The organism is Apibacter sp. B2912 (assembly GCF_009827835.1).
Lineage (GTDB): Bacteria > Bacteroidota > Bacteroidia > Flavobacteriales > Weeksellaceae > Apibacter.
Genome location: NZ_WINV01000007.1, coordinates 25,876 through 42,059, shown reverse-complemented (window position 1 = coordinate 42,059; position 16,184 = coordinate 25,876). Strand labels below are relative to the sequence as shown.

The window sequence follows — 16,184 nt, the reverse complement described above, 5'->3', positions numbered from 1 at the left end:
CTGTAAGGTAATGATTCCAGATGATCTGGAAGGATCACTTTTTCCTTAATACCATAAAAAGCGTAATCGGCTAATTTTTCCAGTTTAAAACAATGTGACAGATCCAAAATTTTAATATTTGAATTATAAAAAGCCTCTTGTCCTATAGTTTTTAAATTTTTAGGTACAACAATAACAGATCCATTAAAATTAGCAAAAGACCTATAAGGTAATGATTCCAGATGATCTGGAAGGATCACTTTTTCCTTAATACCATAAAAAGCGTAATCGGCTAATTTTTCCAGTTGAAAACAATGTGATAGATCCAAAGTTTTAACATTTGAATTATAAAAAGCCTCTTGTCCTATAGTTTTTAAATTTTTAGGTATAACAATAACAGATCCATTAAAGTTAGCAAAAGACCTGTAAGGTAAAGATTCCAGATGATCTGGAAGGATCACTTCTTCCTTAATACCATAAAAAGCGTAATCGGCTAATTTTTCTAGTTTAAAACAATGTGACAGATCCAAAGATTTAACATTTGAATTATAAAAAGCCTCTTGTCCTATAGTTTTTAAATTTTTAGGTATAACAATGACAGATCCACTAAAATTAGCAAAAGACCTATAAGGTAATGATTCCAGATGATCTGGAAGGATCACTTTTTCCTTAATACCATAAAAAGCGTAATCGGCTAATTTTTCCAGTTTAAAACAATGTGACAGATCCAAAGATTTAACATTTGAATTATAAAAAGCCTCTTGTCCTATAGTTTTTAAATTTTTAGGTATAACAATAACAGATCCATTAAAGTTAGCAAAAGACCTGTAAGGTAATGATTCCAGATGATCTGGAAGGATCACTTTTTCCTTAATACCATAAAAAGCGTAATCGGCTAATTTTTCCAGTTGAAAACAATGTGATAGATCCAAAGTTTTAATATTTGAATTATAAAAAGCCTCTTGTCCTATAGTTTTTAAATTTTTAGGTACAACAATAACAGATCCATTAAAGTTAGCAAAAGACCTGTAAGGTAATGATTCCAGATGATCTGGAAGGATCACTTTTTCCTTAATACCATAAAAAGCGTAATCGGCTAATTTTTCCAGTTGAAAACAATGTGATAGATCCAAAGTTTTAACATTTGAATTATAAAAAGTCTCTTTCCCAATAGTTTTTAAATTTTTAGGTATAACAATAACAGATCCATTAAAGTTAGCAAAAGATTTATAAGGTAAAGATTCCAGATGGTCGGGAAGCACTACTTTCCCCTTAACACCATTAAAAGCATATTCACCTATATTTTTAAGTTTAGAGCATTTAGAAGCATCTACGCTGATATTATATGCGTATTCAAAAGCTTCTTTAGAAATAGTTGCCAAAAGAGGACAATGATTAAGGTCCAGTGTATTCATACTGGCTTTATAAAAAGCCCCTTGTCCTATAGTTTTCAGATTTTTAGGAAGACTTATTGTACCATTAAAATTAGCAAAACACCTGTAAGGTAATGTTTCCAACTGGTCGGGAAGACTCACTTTGCCCTTAACACCATCAAAAGCATATTCGCCTATATTTTTAAGATTAGAGCATTTAGAAGCATCCACGCTGATATTATATGCATATTCGAAAGCCTCTTTCCCAATAGTTATTAAATTTTTAGGAAGATTAACAATACCATCAAACTTAGCAAAAGACAAGTAAGATAATGTTTCCAGCTGGTCGGGAAGCACTACTTTCCCCTTAACACCATTAAAAGCATATTTGCCTATATTTTTAAGATTAAAGCATTTAGAAGCATCCACGTTGATATTATACGCATATTCGAAAGCTTCTTTAGAAATAATAGTAATATTGGAGGGGAGAATTATATTTTTTAGAACGGAATTACTTTGGAATGCACCTGTAGGAAGTATTTCGTCCATAACCGAAGAATTGGAAAGATCTAAAACCGTTAATTTTTTCATATTATTTAACGTTTTTATATCATCAGGATTTATATTTCCATTAATCGTTAAATTGGTAATCGTATTAACCTCATTACCTAATAGCTTAGATAAGCTACCGGGTTCTTCCATATCAATGACCTTTACTTGACCCTGTAAAAAAAATATGGATAAAAAATAAAATAAAAAAAGTAAAAAATTCTTCATAAAAAATAAATGTTAAACCGTTGAATAATAAATTAAAAACAGTAGAGTTGTAAAAGCAAATATATTTAAAAAATAACGTATAATTTAATTAAAAATGATTGATATCATAAAATATATGTTAAAAAATAATGAATAAGGAATAAAAAAATAATAATATTTAATAATAAATAAAATGTTTATAAGTGCATTAAATCTTTGTTTAAACAATTAATGTAAATTCTATGTTATGTATATATAATTAAAGATTTTAAATTTTAAAATAGTAGTGAATAAAAAACGTTTATAACAGAAAGTTCAAAATAGGAAGTCTTAATTTTGGGATAATATATAAGATTTGAATCGATATACTGATAAAATAAAAATATGTGTAATAATAAATTAAAAAAATGTTTACTTTAAGTAGTTTTGTAACGAAAATCATGAATAGTTTATGAGGAAAATATTCATTTTTTGTGTATTTGCAATTGTGTTATTTTCTTGCAGAAAATCTTTAGAAAAATCCGTTGCTTCTAAAAACGAATATGCGACTAATTTTTCTATTCAAAATGAAAATTATCAACTAATTATAATATCTGCGGGCAGTCGTTTAGTTTTCCCCCAGCATTATAAAAGTAAACGATGTGTAATTACTACTACTTCCGCCTCGGCCTATATTGATGCATTGGGAGAGATTAACTCCATTGTAGGTGTTTGTTCACCCAATTATTTCTATAATCCAAAAATCATAGAAAAAATTAAAAACAAAACCATCGAAGATATAGGAAATGACGGAACGTTGAATTTTGAAAAAATCTTAGCTTTAAAACCGGATTTAATTATATCCGGACATAACCCCAATTATGAAAAAATTTTGAATCAACTGTCTAAGCAGGGTATTAAAATTCTTTATGTAGAAGAATTTATGGAATTACATCCATTAGGAAAAACAGAATATTTAAAACTATTCGGAACAGTTTTTAAAAAGCTCCCAAAGGCCGACAGCATCTTTTCTATAGTAAAAGAAAACTATTTAAAATTAAAAGAAAAATCGGCTCATATTAGTACGAAACCCACCGTTTTTACCGGAATTATGTATGGAGATTCCTGGTATATGGCAGGAGGAAAAAGCTTTCTAGCTACTCTTTTCAGAGATGCAGGAGCTCATTATTTATGGCAGGATAATAAAAATTCAGGATCGGTTCCCATGACTTTTGAAGAAGTACTAAGTAAAGCTAAAAATGCCGATTTATGGATAGGAACCAGTAATTTTAAGTCTAAAAGAGATTTGTTAAATTCCAATACAAACTATGCATGGTTTAAAGCGTATCAATCAGGAAACGTTTATGCATTAAATAACAAAGAAAACCAATCACTCGCTAATGACTACTATGAATACGGTAGCATTTATGCGGATAAAGTATTATCGGATCTCATTAAAATCATACATCCCGAACTAGTTCCTGAATACGAATTAACGTATTTACGTAAATTAGAATAAATTTAGAGTAACACACCGCTTAAAATAAGAGAAGCGATTGTAAAATAAATAATTAATCCGGTTACGTCAACCATCGTTGCCACAAAAGGAGCGGAGGAGGTAGCAGGGTCTAATTTAAATAAACGTAAAATGAAAGGAATCATAGAACCGGAAAGGGTTCCCCATAATACAATTCCGATAAGTGAAGTGGCTACCGTAATTCCGATGAGCAGCCAATGAGGCCCATAATCGTAAAAATTAAGATTTTGCCATATAAGTATTCTGATGAAACCAATTACTCCTAAAGTGATCCCTAATAACAGACCCGAAAAAATCTCTTTTTTCATAACGTACCACCAGTCTTTCAATTTGATTTCATGCAAAGCCATAGCCCGTATAATCAGGGTAGCTGCTTGAGATCCGGAATTTCCCCCACTGGAGATAATTAGAGGTACAAAAAGGGCTAAAACCACGGCTTTTTCAATTTCCTCTTCAAAATGGACCATGGCACTGGCAGTAAGCATTTCTCCAAGAAAAAGTATGATTAACCATCCGGCCCGTTTTCTAAATAAAGTTAAGAGTGGAGTATCACGATAAGGAATATCCAAAGCTTCCACACCACCAAATTTTTGTATATCTTCCGTATCTCGTTCTTTAACAATATCCAAGATATCATCCACGGTAACTATACCAACCAATACCCCGGTTTCGGAAATAACGGGAAGGGTGCTTCGGTCATAATCTTCAAAAACGCGAATGGCATCCTCCTGGTTCATCATGCTTTTTAAAGCAATGAAATTGTCATCTCCCAATTCTTCCAATTTACTGTCATCATCGGCAAGTAATAACTTTCCTATTTTGATGTCATCCAGTAACTTGTCATTCTCATCGACAATGTAAATGAAATTTAGAGTTTCTGCTTTCCTTCCATATTTTTTAATATGTTGTAAGGTATGTTTTACCGTCCAGTATTTTTTAGCTTGTATATAATTGGGCGTCATTAAACGTCCTACGCTGTCTTCCGGATATCCTAAAAGCTGTAAAGCAATTTTTCTCTCGTTTTCGTCTAATAAATTTATGGTGTTTTTAATAAGATCGTCCGGCAGATCCACAAAAAATTCTGTACGGTCATCCGGAGCCATTTCGTTTAACAAGTCGGCAATGTCTTTTTTACCTAAACCATGCAACAATTCTTGTTGGATTTTAGGATCTAAATACGTAAAAACATCCGTTTTTTGATTACGAGGAAGCAGAAAAAAGTTTAAAATCCGATCTTTTTCGGAAAGCTCTTCAAGTTGTTCTGCGATGTCATTTGGGTGAAGATCTTCAATAGGAGTGCCTTCAAAGATATTTTTTTCCATAGACTTTTTTTTTAGGTTATGTTATTGAAGAGTACTGCAAATATAATTCTAAATTATATATAAAGAAGCATATTTTTTAGTATTGTGTATTTTATTTATTCATCAAAGCCTAAGGTTTCGTCAGTATTTAATTCTAAAGCTTGTATATTTTGAATGGCATTTCCTGCTATTCCTTTAATGGAGCCGTACATGGAAATAGTATTTTCAATTACCTTTTCGATTTGCTTTTCTCGTTTGGACCATATATTCATCATAGCCCTTTTTTCTTTACTAAGCTCATCTTGCATTTGAGTAAATCCTTCAACAATACCCTCTATTCGTAAACGGAATTCATTTCCGGTAAGAAAATCGTAGAGCATTTCCATCTTATCGCCTTTATTTTCTTGGGATTTAATAATGGTGCTGAATTGAATGATGGAATGTCTTAAAACGGCACTCAACCCCTTAAATTCATTATAGGTACAAATCCAAATGCCCTCTTTCATTCCCATTCGATCCATGTCTGAAGGCATTACTTCAGTAATAAGAACCCCGGTATTTGCTTTTTTCTCACGGATATCGTTTTTAAATTTTTCAATCCATGAGTTTTGAAAATCTTTTGTTCTTTTACTTTCATAATAAATTGAACCGCAATTTTGGATTTCACGGGTATTTACAATTTGAAGGCAGTCGGCACCACGGACCCCTTTTTTTATTTCGTTAATAGTATCTAAAGGAAAATTTTGAGCTAACCATTCTTCAATAGCTAATTCCTGAACTTCTCCCTGCAATTGCATAGATCCTTGTTCTTGTTTTCGCTTCATTTCTTCGGTGAGCCTTTTCTGATCTTCCAGTTGTTTAAGTAACTCCTTAAACTTTAACTCATTTTTTTCATTTTCTTGTTTGCGAATTTTTTCTCTTTCTCGTAGAAGTTCATCATTTAATTTTTTTTGAGCTTCTGCTTCAAAAACGGCTTTCAACTCTTCTTTTTCTCTACTTAATTTGAAAATTTCCGCTTGCATCTTATTTAACTCTTGAAGCTTTTCAGATTTTTCGGCTAATTCTTTTTCATAAAGAAAAATGCGTTCTTGATTCTCTTCCTCAATTTTCTTTTTTAAATAATTTTCAATTTCAAGAGTCTTTTCTTTGGTTATTTTAGAGAGTCTTTCCTGAAAAATTTCATTCTCTTTCTTCTTCTTGGCCTCAAATTCTTCTTTTTGCCGCTCCAATAAATTGTTTTTTTCTTGAAGTTCTTTCTGAGAAGAAAGAAATTTTTCTTGGTATTCTTTCTTTATGGATTCCTCTAATTGATGTTTAAGAATATCATTTACATCAATTACATTTCCACAATTCGGGCATTTTATCTGAGTTTGAGAATTCATAGTACACATTTACTATTTAACAACGCAAAGGTACAAAATATGTAAATAAATGTAAATGAGTTATTAGGAGGCTGTCTTAGATTTGACAACTGAAACCGGCTTCATGTTACTTCATTGCAAGAAGTATAAAATAAAAATTGTACTAAGTACTAATTTTATGTAATTATTTTACCAGCTCCACTTTTAAATCCGTTTTTTGAGGAGCAGCCAAATACTCGGAAGCATCAAATACCATAGAAAGACTTTTTTTGTCTTGAGAAATTACGGCCGAAGAATTGTTTACTTTCTTTATTTCTTTGGGAAACGTATAAATGGTTTTAAAAGTACCACCGGTAAATAAGGGGAGAATGCTTTGAGCCACAGAATCATTTTTTAAACTTTCGGATTTCACGGATTTTTTACTAAATACGTTGCCCTTCCAATGAAAAGTTGAGTTGGTGAGAAATTCCATGTTGTTAGAAGGATTGTTTTTTGAATTATCAATAGAATTTAAAGCGGTGAGAGCGGAATTTAAAGACGCACTATTGGTGAAATCTCCGTAAATCAATACATAAAATTCCCCTTTCTTTTCATCTTGGTGCACTTTGATAAATAGAGGCTTAAGTGCTTCTAACTTTTTTTGATTCTCGAGAGATAATTTTGATATGCTATCCTTTTTTTGAGTAAGTAAGTTGTTGAATGAAATTAGAGTGTCTTTATAAATACCTTTATTCAGACTATCGGGCATAATTTTCATAAATTCACCGGCATCAATCAAATAAGAATACGTAAGATTGCCTTCAGGATTGAACGTAATTTCCTCGCGTATGGAACAACTTATTAGTAAAACAATTGAATAACATAGAATTAAGATTTTTGAGATAGACTTCATATATTTAATGATTATAATTATTTTTTACTTTACAAGTTCCTTTCCATTTTTCAACCAGCTGTTAAGCCCGCCGTCTAAATTGTAAATGATTTGAAACCCATGATCTTTTAAAACATTAGCCGCATAAAAACTTCGTATTCCGGATTTACAATAAACGGCTACCGGACTGTTTTTATCTAATTCTTGAATTTGGTTTTCAAAGCTGGGATCGTCTACACTCATATTAACTGCATCATATATATGGCCACTTTTGTATTCAACCAGTGTTCGTACATCAACAATCTGCGTTTGGCGTATTCCTATTTCCCATGAAAAGGTGGATACCGGAACTGTTTGAATTAAAGGATTTTCTCTATTAATTGTGTGGGAGGGAGAAGAAACGGTATCCTTATAAGTAACTATGCTGTCTTTTTTTAAAGAAGGAAGAGACTCATCTAATTTAACAGAATTTACGGATGCCGGAGGTTTGCTGTATCTGGGTAAATCGGAAGTAAGAATTCCTACTTCGGGTGGGGTAGTATAGGTATTTACTGATTCCCTGTAATGAGTTTTACACGAAAGTAAAATCAAAGAGAGCAGAACTATAAAAAATAATTTATTCATAGATTTGAAGCGTTTAAAAACTCAAAAATAACTATTTTTACAAGTATATGAAAAGATTTATTCCGGCAATAGTCAGTGGATTGCTTCTTGCACTGTCTTGGCCTGCATATGGCTTTCCCTTTTTGCTGTTTATTGCTTTTGTTCCCCTTTTATTGGTTGAACATGATATTACTGTAAAAAAAGAAAAATTCTCCGATTGGAAGGTTTTTGGATGGTCCTATTTGGCCTTTTTCCTTTGGAACTGGGGAGCAACCCAATGGCTGCATTTCGCCCAAAATCCGGACGGGTCTCATTCTTGGATGGCATTTTTATTTCCTCTTTTCGTAAACAGCTTGTTAATGTCTTTCGTTTTTACTTTTTTTCATTTTGTAAAAAGAAAAACAGGTACTCGCTTCGGGATTATTTTCTTTCCAACCCTTTGGATCTGTTTTGAAAAATTTCATCTAACTTGGGAAATGTCCTGGCCCTGGCTTAATTTAGGAAATGCCTTTGCTAATTATCCTGAAGTCATTCAATGGTATGAAGTAACCGGCACTTTGGGCGGAACTTTATGGGTATTAACATCAAACCTGATATTCTTTTATTACCTACGAGCTTATCAAGTTACGCGTAATAAAACCTATATATGGAAATCTCTATGCTATAACCTGGCCATTATAGGAATTCCCCTGGCTATTTCCCTCCTTAGATATCAATCGTATCATGAAAAAGCTTCTGAAAAAATAGAAGTGGTTTTAGCTCAACCGGCACTTGACCCATATGCCGATAAGTATCGTTTGGACGGGACTGTAATTCTTCAAGAATTATTACAAACAGTAGATAGAGAAATAACCCCTGCCACACAATTTGTAGTTGCTCCTGAAACCGCTTTTCCGGGAAATGGATTTGTAATGGTAAACAATCTTGAAAACGATATCTACATAACTCAAATAAAGCAATGGCTGAAAAATTACCCTCAATTAAGTTTGGTATCGGGGGGATCGTTAGCTGAATATTTTACCCAACAACAAACTCCTACAGCCCGTTATCTCAAACAGTATAACCAATGGATTGATCTTTATAATTCTGCCGTACAGGTAAATTTGAATGATCCGGTTCAATATTATAATAAGTCAAAATTAGTGGTAGGAGTAGAACATTTCCCTTATGCATCCGTATTAAAGCCTATACTAGGAGAATATATGATGAATTTTGGCGGATCTATGGAAAGTTTAGGAGTACAAGACCATCCGACTATATTCACAAATTCGAAGAACCGATTAAAAGCCGCTCCCATAATATGCTATGAAAGCATATATGGAGAATACGTCGGAGAATTCGTGAAAAAAGGAGCTAACGCATTATTTATAATGACCAATGACTCTTGGTGGAGTGATTCGCAAGGACATAAGCAGTTATTGGCTTATGCGCGATTACGAGCCATTGAAACCAGAAGAGATATAGGGCGCTCAGCCAATAGTGGAATTTCAGCATTTATAAACCAACGGGGAGATATTGTAGAAAAATTAGACTATGGAAAACGGGGGGCTTTAAGGGGGGACATTAATTTAAATACTTCACTTACAACTTATGTAAAATACGGCGATGTAATCGCCAGATTGGCATTGCTGCTGGCGGGAATATTATTGGCTTATGCGATATCCAAAACCTTTTTAAATAAAATAAATAAGAATGCCCTAAAAAGGAAACACAATATCAAAAAATAAAAAGTAAAAAAGTTGGTAGAGTCAAAAATAATTTGTTAATTTGCAACCCGATTCAAGGAAAAAGAATATTATTTAGATTTAAGATAATGGCTAGAATTTGTCAAATAACAGGAAAGCGTGCAATGGTAGGAAATAATGTGTCGCACGCCAATAACAAAACAAAAAGACGTTTTGAAATAAATTTGATGGAGAAAAAATTCTATTTACCATCAGAAGATGCTTGGGTATTTTTAAAAGTATCTGCACATGGTTTAAGAATTATAGATAAAATAGGAATTGAAGAAGCTGTAGCTAGAGCTCGTAAACAAGGTCTTATCAATTACTAAAAATTAAAATTAAAATGGCAAAGAAAGGTAATAGAGTACAAGTAATTTTAGAATGTACTGAGCATAAAGAGAGTGGAATGCCGGGAGTGTCTCGTTATATAACAACTAAGAACAAAAAGAATACTCCGGAACGAATTGAATTGAAAAAATTCAATCCGGTGTTAAAAAAATATACTATACACAAAGAAATTAAATAATAAATTTTAGTCATGGCAAAGAAGGTTGTAGCAACATTACGTACAGAATCTAAAAAAATGACCAAAGTGATCAAAATGGTTAAGTCTCCTAAATCCGGAGCTTACGTTTTTGAAGAAAAAGTTGTGAATGCGGATAACGTAGACACATTTTTAAAACAGAAATAGTTTTCATAACATAGGTTTTTAAGGTTTTAAAAAAATCATTCACTTCATTGTGAATGATTTTTTTTTTATTTTTGTTATATTATATATCCTATATGAGTTGGTTTAAGAAAATTTTCGGAAAAGAGAAAAAAGAAACATTAGACAAGGGATTGGAAAAATCTAGCCGATCTTTTTTTGATAAAATTGGGAGAGCTATTGCAGGAAAAAGTAAAGTCGATGATGAGGTTCTTGATGAATTGGAAGAAGTGCTGATTTCTTCCGATGTAGGGATTGAAACCACACTTAAAATAATAAAAAAAATAGAAGAACGGGTTGCCAGAGATAAATTTATGAACACTTCGGAATTAGATCAAATTCTAAAAGAAGAAATTATGAATTTATTGGCAGAAAATAAAAGTTCTGATTCTGAATTTGAAATTCCGGAGGATAAAAAACCGTACGTTATCATGGTAGTGGGAGTTAATGGAGTTGGAAAAACAACGACTATAGGAAAACTTGCTTATCAATTTAAACAACAAGGAAAGAAAGTTATATTAGGAGCTGCGGATACGTTCCGAGCGGCAGCCGTAGATCAATTAGTCATATGGTCTGAAAGGGTAGGGGTTCCAATAATTAAACAAAGCATGGGATCAGATCCTGCGTCTGTGGCTTTTGATACCGTTCAATCTGCCAAAGCGCAAGGTGCCGATGTGGTATTAATTGATACTGCGGGACGTTTGCATAATAAGGTTAATTTAATGAATGAGCTTAGTAAAATAAAAAGGGTTATGCAAAAAGTAATTCCCGATGCTCCTCATGAAATATTATTGGTATTAGACGGTTCCACCGGACAAAATGCATTTGAACAGGCCAAACAATTCACGGCAGCCACAGAAGTTAGTGCTTTAGCGGTTACTAAATTGGACGGTACAGCCAAAGGAGGAGTAGTGATCGGTATATCCGACCAGTTTAAAATTCCGGTAAAATATATTGGAGTGGGCGAAAAAATGGAAGATCTCCAACCCTTTAATAAATATGAGTTTGTAGACAGCTTTTTCAAAAAAAATTAAAAGTTTAAGCATTTCATTCTAAAGTGAAAAGAATTATCTATTTAGTTATCATGCTGGTTACTTGCTTTGCTTGTAAATCTCAGCAACCTAAAACGGTTAGCAAGGATAAGCTTTGCAAAGTTGAGTATTCTAATTACGGAGGGATGAATGGTTGGGAAGAATCTTTTATGATTACTCAAGAGAATAGTTCGTATCATTCAATTATCAGAAGAACGAACACAAGCGCAAAAGAGCTGGAAAAAACGCCTGAAGACGTTTGGGAAAAATTAGAATCTACTTTAGATATTCATTTACTTGAAAAAATTAAAAGCGGTGAGAGTAAACGTTTGTATGATGGAAAAGATACTAAATACAAGATAGTCTTATGTTCCGGTAAGGAATATTCATTTATAAATCCTCAGGATTCGGAAGAGTACCAAAAGATGAGCGAGTTTTTTTCTACACTTCTGGATAGTAAAAATAAAATACTGATAAAAATCAACAACCAAAAAAAACTCAAACCTTAAAAAAATGTATAAAATAGCATATCTGACATTGTTTGTCATACTAACATCATGTGGAAGTTGTTTTACCTCTTCAGAGAAAGCAATTATTTATCAGTCACCCGATTCTCCGGCAAGAGTTTTAAAGATAAATCACAAAGAGGATTCGCTGATTGTTAGAAAACCTTCTAAACGAATAAAAAAAATACACAATAATAAAGACTTGGAGCAGCTGATAAAGAAGCTGTACTTAACTATGTTGGAAGAAAACGGAGTAGGAATTGCAGCACCTCAAATAGGAGTAAATCGAAATGTTTTTTTATTTTATCGATTGGATAAGGAAGAAAAAACGGTAGAAGTTGCTATTAATCCACGGATTATTTCCCATTCCACCGAATTACTATGTTTTCAGAATGACGGATGTTTATCCGTACCTAACCGATATGGAACTTCGCAACGTTATGCCTGGATTGAGGTGGAATATACGGACCAAAATGAAAAAAAGGTTACTCATAAATTTTTAGGCGGAAGTCGTGCCGAAGATTATACCGGTACTATTTTCCAACATGAATTCGATCACCTGCAAGGAAAGCTTTATATTGATAAACTTTGTAAACCTAACTAGTTTTTTTATTATCTATATTAATGTTGTTTGAAGATACTATTTGTGCATTAGCTACTCCACCGGGAACAGGGGCATTAGGAATTATCAGGGTTTCCGGTAAAAATTCAATTTCTTTAGTTAATTCTGTTTTTAAGGGTAAAAATCTAAATGAGGTACCTTCTCATACGGTTCATTATGGCTTTATTAAAGATGAAAATGAAACGATTGATGAAGTGATGGTTTCCGTTTTTTTAGCTCCTAAAACTTTTACGGCAGAAAATTTGGTGGAAATCTCATGTCACGGTTCCCAATATATTGAACAGCAAATCCTTTCCTTATTACTTAAAAAAGGGTGTCGATTGGCTCTGGCAGGTGAATTTACACAACGTGCTTTTCTTAATGGACGTATAGATTTAAGTCAGGCCGAGGCAGTTGCCGATTTAATTTCTGCCGAAAATAAAGCCAGTCACGACATGGCCTTATCTCAAATGCGGGGGGGATTTTCCTCTCTTCTCAAGGAATTACGAATTGAATTATTGGATTTAGCCTCACTTTTAGAGCTGGAATTGGATTTTTCAGAGGAAGATGTTGAATTTGCCGATCGTTCACAATTAGTACAATTGATGGATAAGATTTTAGGGGTTATTAATCCTTTAATCGAATCATTTTCTTACGGAAATGCTCTTAAAAACGGGGTTCCGGTTACTATTCTAGGAAAGCCAAATGCAGGAAAATCAACCTTGTTAAATGCTTTATTGCAGGAGGAAAGGGCCATCGTCAGCGATATTGCGGGAACTACTCGAGATACCATTGAAGAATCGTTAGTTATTAATGGTATTCAATTTCGATTTATAGATACGGCGGGATTACGGGAAACGGAAGATCAAATAGAAGCTATAGGAGTAGCCAAGGCTTTGGAAAAGGCCAAAGAAGCCTCAATTATATTATATTTGGCAGATGTAACTGAGTTAAATTGGGAAGAGATAAAATCTGATCTTATTAAATTTCAGAGAGCAGACGTATCTATCATTGTATGTTTAACTAAGCTGGATAAGAATAGTAAATTCACTGTTTCTGAAATTCCCGATGAAATTTTGCAGAGATATTCAGTACTGATGGTTTCTGTTAAGCAAAATCCTGATCTTTTAGAACTTAAAGAAAACATGTATTCGTATATAGAATCTCAAAAGTCTACCTCTCAAACAATTGTAACTAATGTACGTCATGTGAATGCTTTGATTCGAGCACGAGAATCTTTACTTTTATGTAAAGAAGGTTTACAAAGCGGATTAAGCAGCGAATTGATTGCCATTGATTTACGGCGTGCGTTGGAAGCCCTCGGGGAAATCGTGGGACAAGTTTCAAATGATGAACTGCTAGGAAATATTTTTGGTAAATTTTGTATCGGTAAATAATTTATATTTTGTTAAACGTATTTAATAGGTTTAAAGTGCAAAGAATTGAGATTTATTTATGGATTTATAAATATTTTCTTTATCTTTTAAAATAAAAAATGAATATAGATTAAGTTATTAAGAATCCAACTGTTTTGTAAGTGGGGAGTTTGATTAGCATTTATATTACTAAATTAAAGAATATTGATTAAAGATTTCATATGTATAAAATAATCATTTTTAGTAAATGATATTTAATCTAATAGTATTTAAAATCCTTGAAACAAAGAAAGTAAACTATGTATTATTATATTTTTAATAAATAGTAACTTTAATTACAGGAATTTTATTTTGTATTTTAATTATTTTTCCTTTTAATTTATATTGATGATTTATTTTTAAGGTATCTATTTTTACATAATCAACAACACCATTATAATTTTTAAAAATTTCTGTTTCGATTTTAACATGTTTGATAGGATAATCTATGTATTTATTTAATTTTTTTAGGAAGATTTAAATTTCCATCTACAATTTTCATAAATTTTCCATCCCATTCAGCAGTAAATTCGGAGATATAATCGCCGGTGCACATTTCAACTAATACAGTTTTATTTATATTCTGATTTCTAATGTTTATTTTGCTACCACATGGAATGTAAAATATATTTCCATTCCAACGATATTGAGGACCTCTCCATAGGGTTGCTTTTAAACAGATAAAGAGTGTTAATGTCAAAAATATAGAACTTAGCAAAATAAATGTTTTAGTACCTTTTTTTCTTAAAATAATGGTTAAATATATATGTGTAATGGTTATAAAATATAATGGTATATAACCAAAAATGATATCGCCTAATCCTAAACCAAATGAAATATGTTTATAAAATGTCCCTAGTAAACAAATTAATATTAAAAATATTACAATTAAAAAATTAACTCCTTTCCAAATTTTAATCATATAAATTAAATTTTTATAATATATTCTAAAACTAAAACAATTATATTATATAAGAAAAATTTATTTGTATCCCCAAGATTAGTCGATTCCAATTTTTACTATCCAATTCTTTTAAAGCAAGGCTATATAGAATAAATTCATAACACTACTTATGCTACATATTTGAATTTATTGAATATTTCTTTTAAATAAGGTAATTTGTTATATTAATCGTACAAAAACTGTATTTATAGTAAAACAGGCAAAATATATAGCATAAAAATATAAAATAAAATAAAAAATACTAGTATATTTGTTGAGCCTATTTATTAAATCAGAGTACTATGAAATATACCATTCAGGCTGTCTATGGAGAAAAAATTCTTTTTACAACAGCAGAAAATTTAGATTACTTACTTAAATTTTTAAAACCTCAAACTCTTTATATTAAGTTTATAAAGATCTTTTTTACCACCTATACGGCAAGCAAACCAGAAGTAAACATCCGTTTGAAAAGCTGATTAAATAGATCAGACTTTAAAATCAGTTGATAGTATTTCGACACAAAAATTCATAACTAAGACACAAAAGCTATATAATAAATTTAAAAAAGAGTAAAAAATGGAAGGCGGTAACATTGTACGTAGAATAGGCGGAGAAAGTATTAAAAGAGCTAAAAAATCTCTTATATTAGAGTCAACCCATGATAACTTGATCTTTTATTCCGCCAAGCAAGTGGTTATGTCAGGGGAGCAAGGTGGGGTAGAATATTTGAATGATTATAAACCGCCTGAGCCTTTGCAAGTAATTCATATAGAGGGCCCTTTAAATGAAGAAGGAGAAAAGGTTTCAACAGTGGAAAAAGGAAAATCCTATAAAATTAAAATTACTCAATTTAATAGGGAATTGAAATCGCCGGCAGAACTCATGAAAATTAAATGGTCGTTACAGCTCAATGAAGATGCAGTACAATTATCGGCTAAAACTTTAGAAAAACAAGAAGTAACATTAGACATTTCGAAAACTGATTCTTTGGATAAAATTACTATATATGCTTATATTTCCAATTGGAAAAAAGAAGGGAAATGTGAAGTAAATGTAAGTACCAAACAAGGAGGAATACATACCCGATTTTATGATGAACAGGGGCAACAGATATATGACATACCTAAGAAATTACAAAAAGCATTTAATGAAGAATACGGTATCAAGATTGCCTATGACAAAGAAAATGAAATGCTATACTATAAGGGCGAATTTGCTCCAGCCTATGAAAAAATATCTCCAACTGCAATTGCACATTGGAAAAGAGAATTAAGCAGAGATCAAATATCTAAGGGTAAATTGTTATTTGGGTATAATTTTGGGTATAAAATAAGAGCTGAACCTATCAGTAATAATTGGTCTGGATATAAAAAATATTCTTTTAATGACTTCGATGATAATGGGAATGTTCTTTATTTAAAAAAAGAAGAAGGAGCTGTAAGTTCAGGGATTGTACCGGGAGTACCTGAGGTAAATATGCAAGTAGTATAAGAGT

The 16,184-nt window shown here is 31.9% G+C and carries 17 protein-coding genes; 11 read left to right on the top strand and 6 right to left on the bottom strand.

Annotated features, from left to right (window positions below; all coding sequences use genetic code 11):
* A partial coding sequence (locus GFV01_RS09800; RefSeq protein WP_160567117.1) for a leucine-rich repeat domain-containing protein occupies positions 1 to 2,129 on the bottom strand: 2,129 nt, incomplete at its 3' end.
* A gap of 430 nt (positions 2,130 to 2,559) precedes the next feature.
* Here GFV01_RS09800 and GFV01_RS09795 point away from each other — a divergent pair.
* On the top strand, positions 2,560 to 3,606 hold the full coding sequence (locus GFV01_RS09795) for an ABC transporter substrate-binding protein (RefSeq protein WP_160567114.1): 1,047 nt from the start codon (positions 2,560 to 2,562) through the stop codon (positions 3,604 to 3,606).
* 2 nt (positions 3,607 to 3,608) lie between these two features.
* On the opposite strand, the gene mgtE is transcribed toward GFV01_RS09795, so the two are convergent.
* The 4 genes from mgtE to GFV01_RS09775 all read right to left on the bottom strand — a co-directional run bounded on the left by mgtE (position 3,609) and on the right by GFV01_RS09775 (position 7,781).
* The gene (gene mgtE / locus GFV01_RS09790) at positions 3,609 to 4,946 is read right to left on the bottom strand and encodes a magnesium transporter (protein ID WP_160542736.1); all 1,338 of its coding nucleotides are present in this window, start codon (positions 4,944 to 4,946) and stop codon (positions 3,609 to 3,611) included.
* 95 nt (positions 4,947 to 5,041) lie between these two features.
* The gene (locus tag GFV01_RS09785) at positions 5,042 to 6,307 is read right to left on the bottom strand and encodes a DUF2130 domain-containing protein (RefSeq protein ID WP_160567111.1); all 1,266 of its coding nucleotides are present in this window, start codon (positions 6,305 to 6,307) and stop codon (positions 5,042 to 5,044) included.
* 163 nt (positions 6,308 to 6,470) lie between these two features.
* Positions 6,471 to 7,178, bottom strand: coding sequence for a hypothetical protein (locus GFV01_RS09780; protein ID WP_160567108.1), 708 nt, complete (start codon positions 7,176 to 7,178; stop codon positions 6,471 to 6,473).
* Positions 7,179 to 7,202: 24 nt separating this feature from the next.
* Positions 7,203 to 7,781, bottom strand: coding sequence for a rhodanese-like domain-containing protein (locus GFV01_RS09775; RefSeq protein WP_160567105.1), 579 nt, complete (start codon positions 7,779 to 7,781; stop codon positions 7,203 to 7,205).
* Positions 7,782 to 7,828: 47 nt separating this feature from the next.
* Between GFV01_RS09775 and lnt the strand changes: the two genes are divergently transcribed.
* From lnt to mnmE, 8 genes are all read left to right on the top strand, one after another.
* On the top strand, positions 7,829 to 9,487 hold the full coding sequence (gene lnt / locus GFV01_RS09770; protein WP_160567102.1) for an apolipoprotein N-acyltransferase: 1,659 nt from the start codon (positions 7,829 to 7,831) through the stop codon (positions 9,485 to 9,487).
* Positions 9,488 to 9,573: 86 nt separating this feature from the next.
* Entirely contained in the window at positions 9,574 to 9,813 is a 240-nt protein-coding gene (rpmB, locus tag GFV01_RS09765) for a 50S ribosomal protein L28 (RefSeq protein WP_055425116.1), read from the top strand.
* 14 nt (positions 9,814 to 9,827) lie between these two features.
* Complete coding sequence (gene rpmG, locus GFV01_RS09760; protein ID WP_055425117.1) at positions 9,828 to 10,010, top strand: 50S ribosomal protein L33; 183 nt, start codon at positions 9,828 to 9,830, stop codon at positions 10,008 to 10,010.
* A gap of 12 nt (positions 10,011 to 10,022) precedes the next feature.
* Entirely contained in the window at positions 10,023 to 10,175 is a 153-nt protein-coding gene (locus GFV01_RS09755; RefSeq protein WP_105297293.1) for a DUF4295 domain-containing protein, read from the top strand.
* A 92-nt stretch (positions 10,176 to 10,267) separates the two neighbouring features.
* Entirely contained in the window at positions 10,268 to 11,224 is a 957-nt protein-coding gene (gene ftsY, locus GFV01_RS09750; protein ID WP_105297294.1) for a signal recognition particle-docking protein FtsY, read from the top strand.
* 23 nt (positions 11,225 to 11,247) lie between these two features.
* Positions 11,248 to 11,730, top strand: a complete 483-nt coding sequence (locus GFV01_RS09745; RefSeq protein ID WP_160567099.1) for a hypothetical protein — start codon at positions 11,248 to 11,250, stop codon at positions 11,728 to 11,730.
* A 4-nt stretch (positions 11,731 to 11,734) separates the two neighbouring features.
* The gene (gene def, locus GFV01_RS09740) at positions 11,735 to 12,331 is read left to right on the top strand and encodes a peptide deformylase (RefSeq protein ID WP_160542724.1); all 597 of its coding nucleotides are present in this window, start codon (positions 11,735 to 11,737) and stop codon (positions 12,329 to 12,331) included.
* Positions 12,332 to 12,351: 20 nt separating this feature from the next.
* On the top strand, positions 12,352 to 13,725 hold the full coding sequence (mnmE, locus tag GFV01_RS09735) for a tRNA uridine-5-carboxymethylaminomethyl(34) synthesis GTPase MnmE (protein WP_160567096.1): 1,374 nt from the start codon (positions 12,352 to 12,354) through the stop codon (positions 13,723 to 13,725).
* A gap of 472 nt (positions 13,726 to 14,197) precedes the next feature.
* On the opposite strand, the gene GFV01_RS09730 is transcribed toward mnmE, so the two are convergent.
* Complete coding sequence (locus GFV01_RS09730; protein ID WP_160567093.1) at positions 14,198 to 14,665, bottom strand: hypothetical protein; 468 nt, start codon at positions 14,663 to 14,665, stop codon at positions 14,198 to 14,200.
* 323 nt (positions 14,666 to 14,988) lie between these two features.
* Between GFV01_RS09730 and GFV01_RS09725 the strand changes: the two genes are divergently transcribed.
* Both GFV01_RS09725 and GFV01_RS09720 read left to right on the top strand, forming a co-directional pair.
* A complete protein-coding gene (locus tag GFV01_RS09725; protein ID WP_160567090.1) occupies positions 14,989 to 15,165 on the top strand; it encodes a hypothetical protein in 177 nt (58 codons plus the stop codon).
* 100 nt (positions 15,166 to 15,265) lie between these two features.
* Entirely contained in the window at positions 15,266 to 16,180 is a 915-nt protein-coding gene (locus GFV01_RS09720; protein ID WP_160567087.1) for a hypothetical protein, read from the top strand.
* Positions 16,181 to 16,184: the final 4 nt, after the last annotated feature.